Origin of the sequence: Microbacterium sp., from assembly GCF_035554235.1 — a bacterium.
Classification (GTDB): domain Bacteria; phylum Actinomycetota; class Actinomycetes; order Actinomycetales; family Microbacteriaceae; genus Microbacterium.
Map to the genome: position 1 here is coordinate 1 of NZ_DATMIO010000184.1, position 7,070 is coordinate 7,070.

3 protein-coding genes, 1 tRNA gene, 1 other RNA gene and 2 pseudogenes are annotated in these 7,070 nt (G+C 70.5%); 5 read left to right on the top strand and 2 right to left on the bottom strand.

Features of this window, described 5'->3' with window-relative positions:
• Window positions 1–236: 236 nt before the first annotated feature.
• Window positions 237–401 (top strand): annotated as a pseudogene (locus VNT50_RS14360) (hypothetical protein); the annotation flags it as partial.
• Here the strand turns inward: VNT50_RS14360 and VNT50_RS09550 are convergent.
• Window positions 395–2,014: pseudogene (locus VNT50_RS09550) on the bottom strand (phosphotransacetylase family protein); the annotation flags it as partial. The pseudogenes VNT50_RS14360 and VNT50_RS09550 sit on opposite strands and share 7 nt — an antisense overlap.
• A gap of 92 nt (window positions 2,015–2,106) precedes the next feature.
• Window positions 2,107–2,203, bottom strand: an RNA gene (ffs, locus tag VNT50_RS09555) — signal recognition particle sRNA small type.
• Between the two features lie 221 nt (window positions 2,204–2,424).
• Between ffs and VNT50_RS09560 the strand changes: the two genes are divergently transcribed.
• The 4 genes from VNT50_RS09560 to VNT50_RS09575 all read left to right on the top strand — a co-directional run bounded on the left by VNT50_RS09560 (window position 2,425) and on the right by VNT50_RS09575 (window position 6,997).
• The gene (locus VNT50_RS09560) at window positions 2,425–3,393 is read left to right on the top strand and encodes an AAA family ATPase (RefSeq protein ID WP_325484887.1); all 969 of its coding nucleotides are present in this window, start codon (window positions 2,425–2,427) and stop codon (window positions 3,391–3,393) included.
• Entirely contained in the window at window positions 3,390–4,628 is a 1,239-nt protein-coding gene (locus VNT50_RS09565; RefSeq protein ID WP_325484885.1) for a DUF58 domain-containing protein, read from the top strand. Before VNT50_RS09560 ends, VNT50_RS09565 begins: the two co-directional genes overlap by 4 nt.
• Window positions 4,615–6,888 (top strand): transglutaminase TgpA family protein, encoded by a 2,274-nt coding sequence (locus VNT50_RS09570; protein ID WP_325484886.1) that lies wholly within the window; start codon window positions 4,615–4,617, stop codon window positions 6,886–6,888. Before VNT50_RS09565 ends, VNT50_RS09570 begins: the two co-directional genes overlap by 14 nt.
• Window positions 6,889–6,912: 24 nt before the next feature.
• Window positions 6,913–6,997, top strand: a tRNA-Ser gene (locus VNT50_RS09575).
• Window positions 6,998–7,070: the final 73 nt, after the last annotated feature.

The window sequence follows — 7,070 nt, forward strand, 5'->3', positions numbered from 1 at the left end:
TTGCTTTGGGGCGACGCCGACGATTGCGGACCTTTGCCTGGTGCCGCAGCTTGCGAACGCACGGCGCTTCGGCGTCGACGTCGCAGCCTTTCCGCGCCTGCTCGAGGCGGAAGCCGCGACCAGGGAAATCAAGGCGTTCGCCGACGCGGCGCCGGACAGGCAGCCCGATGCCGAGTAAGCCGTCACCCATCACGATGGACGCGGTCTACACCGCGCCCGGCTACCTGTTCCGCCGGATGCAGCAGATCGCGGTCTCGATCTTCGTCGAGGAATGCAGGGCGTTCGACCTGACGCCGGTGCAATATGCGGCGCTGGTGGCGATCCACACCCATCCCGGCATCGACGCCACCCGGCTATCGGCGGTGATCGCGTTCGACCGCTCGACGCTCGGCAACGTGATCGAGCGGCTGGAGAGCAAGGCGCTGATCGAGCGCAAGCCGTCGCGCGAGGACAAGCGCGTCAAGCTGCTCCATCTAACCAAATCGGGCGCAGCCGTGCTGCGCGAGATCATGCCGTCGGCGAGCCCCAGGTGCACCATCATCGTGCCGAAGTACGACACGTCGGTCACGGTGTCGGCCGCCTGTGCGTACGTGACGCCCTTGTGGGCGCGCAGCCGCTCGTATTCGCGCGCGAACTTGTCGACGTGCACGGGATCGAACGGGCTCAGCACATTCGCCTCGCGGATGTCGATGCCGAGCTCGATCGCGCGGCTGCGCACCTCGAACTCCTCGCCGAGGATCGTCAGCTGGGCGACACCCCGGGAGAGGAGGCTCGCCGCCGCGCGGAGAATGCGGTCATCGTCGCCCTCGGGGAGCACGATGTGCTTGCGCTGCGAGCGGGCACGCTCGATAAGCCCGTACTCGAACATGAGCGGCGTCACGACCGTGGCGCGGGCGACGCCGAGTGCCACGGTGAGCTCGTCGGTGTCGACGTGCCGTTCGAACATCGCGAGGGCGGTGTCGTAGCGCCGCTGCGAGTCCGCGGCGAGCCGGCCGCGGGTGTTCATGACCCGCACGGCGGTCTCGTAGGTTCCGAGGTCCGTCGCGATGATCGGCACGTTCGACGACAAGCCGTCGATCAGCCGGTCGATGTCGCCCGGGAGCGGGAAGGGGCCGTTCAGCACGATCCCCGAGATCGAGGGGAAGGTTCCCGACGCGTTGGCCAGCAGAGTGGCCAGCAGCACCTCGGTGCGGTCGGCGGGGATGACCACGACGGCGCCTTCCGTGAGGCGCGGCAGCACGTTGACCATCGACATCCCCGCCACGACGATGCCGAGCGCCTCGCGGGTCAGCAGATCCGGATCGCCCTTGACGAGGGTTCCGTCGACCGAGCGCAGGATGCCGCGGATCGACGGCGCGACGAGGAAGAAGTCCTCGGGAAGCGCCCACACGGGCACGCGGGTGACACCGGCCACGTCGACCGAACCACGGACGGCCGCGACGACATCGGGCAGGCTCTCGGGGTCGACCCGGTTCGCGACGACGGCGAACAGCTGCGCGCGGCCATGGGCGAGCTCGGTGAGGGCGAGATCGGCGATCTGGCCCATCTCGGCCGGCGTTCGCGCGATTCCGGTGCCGAGGCGTTCGCCCTGGCCCTGCAAGGCCCGCCCGCCGAGCACGAGCAGCACGGGCGCCCCGAGGTTCGCCGCGATACGGGCGTTGTAGGCGAGCTCGGCCGGACTGCCGACATCCGTGTAGTCGCTGCCCAGGATGACGACGGCGTCGCATTTGGCCTCGACCGCCTTGTACCGGCGTACGATCGTCGCGAGGGCGGCATCCGGGTCTGCCCGCACGTCGTCGTAGGTGACGCCGACGCACTCCTCGTAGGGGAGGTGGACCCCGTCGTGCGCGAGGAGCATCTCGAGCACGTAGTCGGGCTCGTCGGTCGAACGCGCGATCGCGCGGAAGACGCCGACGCGGGACGTCGCCCGCGAGAGCGTGTCGAGCACGCCGAGAGCGATCGTGGACTTGCCCGAATGGCCTTCGGCGGAGGTGATGAAGATGCTCTGCGCCACGGCCTCAGCCTACGGGGAGGGCCCGATCGCAAACCGGCCGCCCGGGGAACACTGGCCATACTTCCAGGCGGCGCTGGCGAAACATCCAGGCATGAGAAGACTCTCCGCGCACCCGGTAGAGCCTGGTTACCCTTGCTACGTTTCCGTCCTGGGGGAGTTGGCCTGGATGCCGCCGCGCGGAGAGCCGACACCATTCTAGCAAGCGGCGCGAGGCGCCTCGACGCCGTCGCATCGGGCGCACGGGTCAGGCACTTCCCAGGAGACGGGTGCCTGCCCGCGGGCTACGATCGAAAGACGGGCGATGACGCCCGCATGGCCGGACGCGAGGGGACCGTATGGAGCACGCCGCGATCACCGAGTCCACGGAGCTCTCCTCCGGCGCCCGGAACGGGGTGGCGCCGCCTCCGGAGATGGATGCCGCGCGCTTCGCCCGCGCGACCACCGGCATCCTCGACGCCGTCGGCAAGGTCATCGACGGCAAGCCCGATGCGGTGCGCAGCGCTCTCGTGGCGTTCCTCGCGGAAGGCCACCTCCTGATCGAGGACGTTCCGGGCGTCGGCAAGACGATGCTCGCCCGTGCCCTCGCCGCCGCCGTCGACGCGACCGTGCGGCGCATCCAGTTCACGCCCGACCTGCTCCCCGGAGACGTCACCGGCGTCAGCGTCTTCAATCCCGTCGATCGCGAGTTCGAATTCAAGCCCGGCGCCATCTTCGCCCACATCGTGATCGCCGACGAGATCAATCGGTCCTCCCCCAAGACGCAGTCCGCGCTGCTCGAGGCGATGGAGGAGGGACAGGTCACCGTCGACGGACGCACCCACATGCTCCCGGAGCCCTTCCTCGTCGTGGCCACCCAGAACCCTCTCGAGATGGAGGGCACCTACGCCCTGCCTGAGGCGCAGCGCGACCGGTTCATGATGCGCATCTCGATGGGCTATCCCGACGCGCGCAGCGAAGCCCTCATGCTGCGCCAGCGCGACACCGTCAATCCGCTGGAAGAGCTCGACCCCGTCGTCACATCGGCGGTCGTCACCGGGCTCATCGCCCACGCGCGGGCCGTGCACGTCTCGCCCGCGATCGAGGACTATGCCGTCGCGCTCGCCCAGGCGACGCGCACGCATCCCGATGTCCGCCTCGGCGCGAGCCCGCGCGCGACCCTGCAGCTGGTTCGGGCCGCGAAGGTCTGGGCCGCGCTCGATGGCCGGGCGTTCGTCATCCCGGATGACATCGCCGCCCTCCTCATCCCCGTGTTCGCGCACCGGCTGATCCCGACGCGGGCGGCGATCGGCTCCCGCGGCCGCGGCGCCGCCGACACGGTGCCCGCCATCCTCGAGAGGATCGCGGGGTCCGTGCGCGTGCCCCTCGCCGCACGACCATGAGACGCCTCTGGCCGCTGACGCTCCGGGGAACCGGGGCCGTCGCGCTGGCCGTCGCATGCCTGATCCTCTCCGGCGAGCTCGCCCTGCCCGTGCTCATGTACTTCGCGCTGCTGCTCTTCGCGGTCGTCGGGGCGAGCGTCATCTCCCTTTACGCGATGAAGCGCGGGGCGAGCGTGACCCGCGCGCTCTCGACTGACGTCGCCGCCGTCGGCCGCGAGTCGACCGTGACCGTCGCCGCGGGGCTCCGCTCCGCCCTGCCCGTGCCGCCGGGGCGGTGGGAGGACGGGCTGCCGAAGGCGCTCGCGGGCGAGGCGCGCGGCGCCTTCCCGGCCTTGTCGTCGGGAATGCGCAGCGGCGAGCGCGCCGTCGAGCTCAGCTACAGCGTGACCGGGAAGCGGCGCGGCGTGCACGCGATCGGCCCCCTCACGATCACCTCGAGCGACCCGTTCGGGTTCGCCCGGCGCCGCCTCGTCATCGGCGACCGGACTCCGGTCACGATCGTCCCCGCCGTCTCCGATCTGCCCCCGCTCGCCAACGCGATGGGCGAGGCGGGTGGGTCCCTGCACTCATCGACCTCCCAGCTCGGGCAGGGCGCCGACAACCTCATCGCGCGGCCGTACGCATCCGGCGACTCGATGCGCCGCATCCACTGGCGGGCCACGGCGCACCGCGACCAGCTCATGGTGCGACAGGAGGAGCAGGAATCCACGCCCGAGGCGACCGTCGTACTCGACCTCGGCGCACTCCGGTGGTCGACCGACGCGTTGAGCTCCCCCGGTGCCGATCCGGGGTTCGAGGCGGGCGTCTCGGCGTGCGTCTCCATCGCCGCGCGCCTCGCGAAGGAGGGATACACGGTCGAGGTCATCGACACCGACGGCACCGCGCTCGCCGATCCCCTCGACAGCGACGCCGACATCGACGACCTGCTCGCCCGCTTCGCGACCCTCACCGCGCGCCGGGACGACCACCTCGAGAGGCTGGCCGCTCTGTTCGCGGGCGTGACGACGGGACCCGTCATCGTCATCGTCGGTCGTCTCCATCAGGCGGACGCCGAGGCCATCGCCCCCCTGGCGCACCACTCGACGCTGCCGGTCCTCCTCGCCGTCGCACCGGCCGGGGGTGCGCTCGAGCGGGCGGCGCAGGCGGGCTGGCGCTGTGCGCACCTCGATCCGGACGAGGACCTCGCGACCTCCTGGGCGCGGATCGGACGGGAGACGAATCGTGTCTTCGCCTGAGTCCCTGACCCCCGTGCGGCGGCGCCCCGATCTCGCGCTCACGATCGGCGTCGGCGCGACACTCCTCGCGGCACTCATGCCCCTGCTCCGGGTGATCACGCCCGACTGGTGGTTCTTCGGCACGATCGTCATGGTGGCCGCGGTGCTCGCCGCGGGGTATGTCGCGCGGCATTTCGCCGTGCCCGCCGTCGCGGTGACGCTCATCGAGGCCGCAGTCTGGCTCGTGCTGCTCACCGTCCTGTTCGGTCGCGACTCGGCGCTGTTCGGCATCATTCCGACGCCCGAGACGTTCCGAAGCGTTCCGCCCCTCATCGAGGCCGCCAGCCGCGAGGTGGCCCTGGGATCCGCGCCGCTGGATGCGGAGGTGCCGCTGTCGTTCCTCACGATCGGCGCCGTCGGGCTGCTCGCGATCATCATCGATCACGTCGTGCTGACGGCGAGGATGCCGCTCCTGGCCGGGGTCGGACTCATCGCCGTATCGCTCATCCCCGCGATCGCCGTTCCCGGCGAGGTCGATGTGACCTCCTTCGTGATGCTGGCCGCCGGCATCCTGTTCCTGCTCCGCGCGGAGACGCGCTCGCGGGAGAGCAGGCGCGAGAACCGCGGAACCGCCCCGAGCGGCGTGTCGGCGGTGGCCTCCGGCATCGGCGCGATCGCCGTGGTCGTTGCGATCTCGATCACGCCGCTGCTGCCCGAGGCGGCTACGCAGCCCGGCGCCGGCTTCGGTCCCCGCGGCAACACGATCGACCCGTCGCTCGCCCTCGGCGACGACCTGCGACAGCCACGCGACGCCGAGGTGCTGCGCCTGCACAGCGATTCGACGACGACCCCGTATCTGCGGGCCGTGACGCTCTCGGAGTTCACCGGTCGGGTGTGGGTGCCAGACGCCGGGCGCACATCACCCCTCGAGGACGGGCTGGGCGAGGTGCAGGTGGATGACGACATCCGCGTCACGGAGTACAGGACCGGCATCGAGGTCATCGACCTGACGAGCCGCTGGCTCCCCGTCGCCTTCCCGGCCGTCGCGGTGGATGGCCTCGAGGGCGAGTGGCTGGGCGTGCCGGATAACCGGACGGTCGTCAGCGATCGCTTCTCGTCGAATCAGCAGACCTACGAGGTCATCACGCACGTCCCCCGACCGACGCTCGAGCAGATCAGGGACGCCGAGACGGGGCTGGGCGTCGCGCCGGGCGACGCGACATCGCTTCCTCCGCGGATGCCGGCGATCGTGAGTGAGCTGGCGCTCCAGGTGACCGAGGGCGCGGCATCCGACTACGACGCCCTCGTCGCGTTGCAGCGGTGGTTCCGCAGCGGAGAGTTCGAGTACTCGCTCGATGCGCCGGTCGACGATGCCTTCGACGGCTCCGGCCTGCAGGCGATCGAGCGCTTTCTTCAGGTGCGCAGCGGCTACTGCGTGCATTTCGCATCGACGTTCGCGGTGATGGCACGCACCCTGAACATGCCCTCGCGGGTCGTCGTGGGCTACCTGCCCGGCACATCGACGCGCGACTCGATCGACGGCGAGACGGTCTTCTCCGTGAGCAGCTCGCAGCTGCACGCGTGGCCCGAGGTGCATTTCGAGGGCATCGGCTGGATCCCGTTCGAGCCGACATCCGGACGCGGCGTGCCGACCACGTTCGCCCCGGCGTCCGTGCTGGCCCCTTCCGACGGCACCGACCTCGGACCGAGCCTCGCCCCGGGACAGACCCCGGCCCCGACGTCGTCGCTCTCGACGGACGGCGCACCCACGATCCCGCAGGGCGGTGCGGGAAGCGCCGACCAGCCCTTCAACCCTCTGCCGGTTCTCGCGATCGGGTTCGGCATCATCGTCCTTCTCGCCATACCCTCGCTGCTGCGCGAATGGCGTCGGCGCGTGCAGGTCTCCGCTGCCCATGCGGGCGACGCAGGAGCGGCATGGCGCGAGCTGCAGAACACGGCGCTCGACCTGGGCGTGCCGGTGCCCGCGAGCGAGAGCCCGCGCGCGCTCGGCGCACGCCTCGTGGCCATGCACGGCGCACCCGAGGATGCGATCGCCGACCTCGTCGATGGGATCGAGTACGCGAGCTACGCCCGCGGCGGCCGCCACCAGTTCGCGCTCGGGCCGCAGCTCGCCGAAGCTGTGACCGAGGTTCGTGCCGCCATGTTCGGGGCCGTGAGCGCCCGTACCCGGTTCATCGCCATCGCCGCGCCGCGGTCGCTCGTGATCCGCCCGGGCTCGGTCTATGCCGAAGGCGCAATCGGCACTCCGACATCGAGGTAGGATTGCCGAGGCTCTTCGAGCCGTGGAGGATTCGCCTAGTGGCCTATGGCGCACGCTTGGAAAGCGTGTTGGGTGCAAGCCCTCAGGGGTTCGAATCCCCTATCCTCCGCTCTGTGATGTCTCGCGACATGTGTCTCATCTGTCGCGAGACATCGGTCGTTCTCTGGGGCCATCTTCCGGGT

Coding starts and splice junctions, on each gene's coding strand:
- VNT50_RS09560 (WP_325484887.1), top strand. CDS start 2,425: ATGGATGCCGCGCGCTTCGCCCGCGCGACCACCGGCATCCTCGACGCC.
- VNT50_RS09565 (WP_325484885.1), top strand. CDS start 3,390: ATGAGACGCCTCTGGCCGCTGACGCTCCGGGGAACCGGGGCCGTCGCG.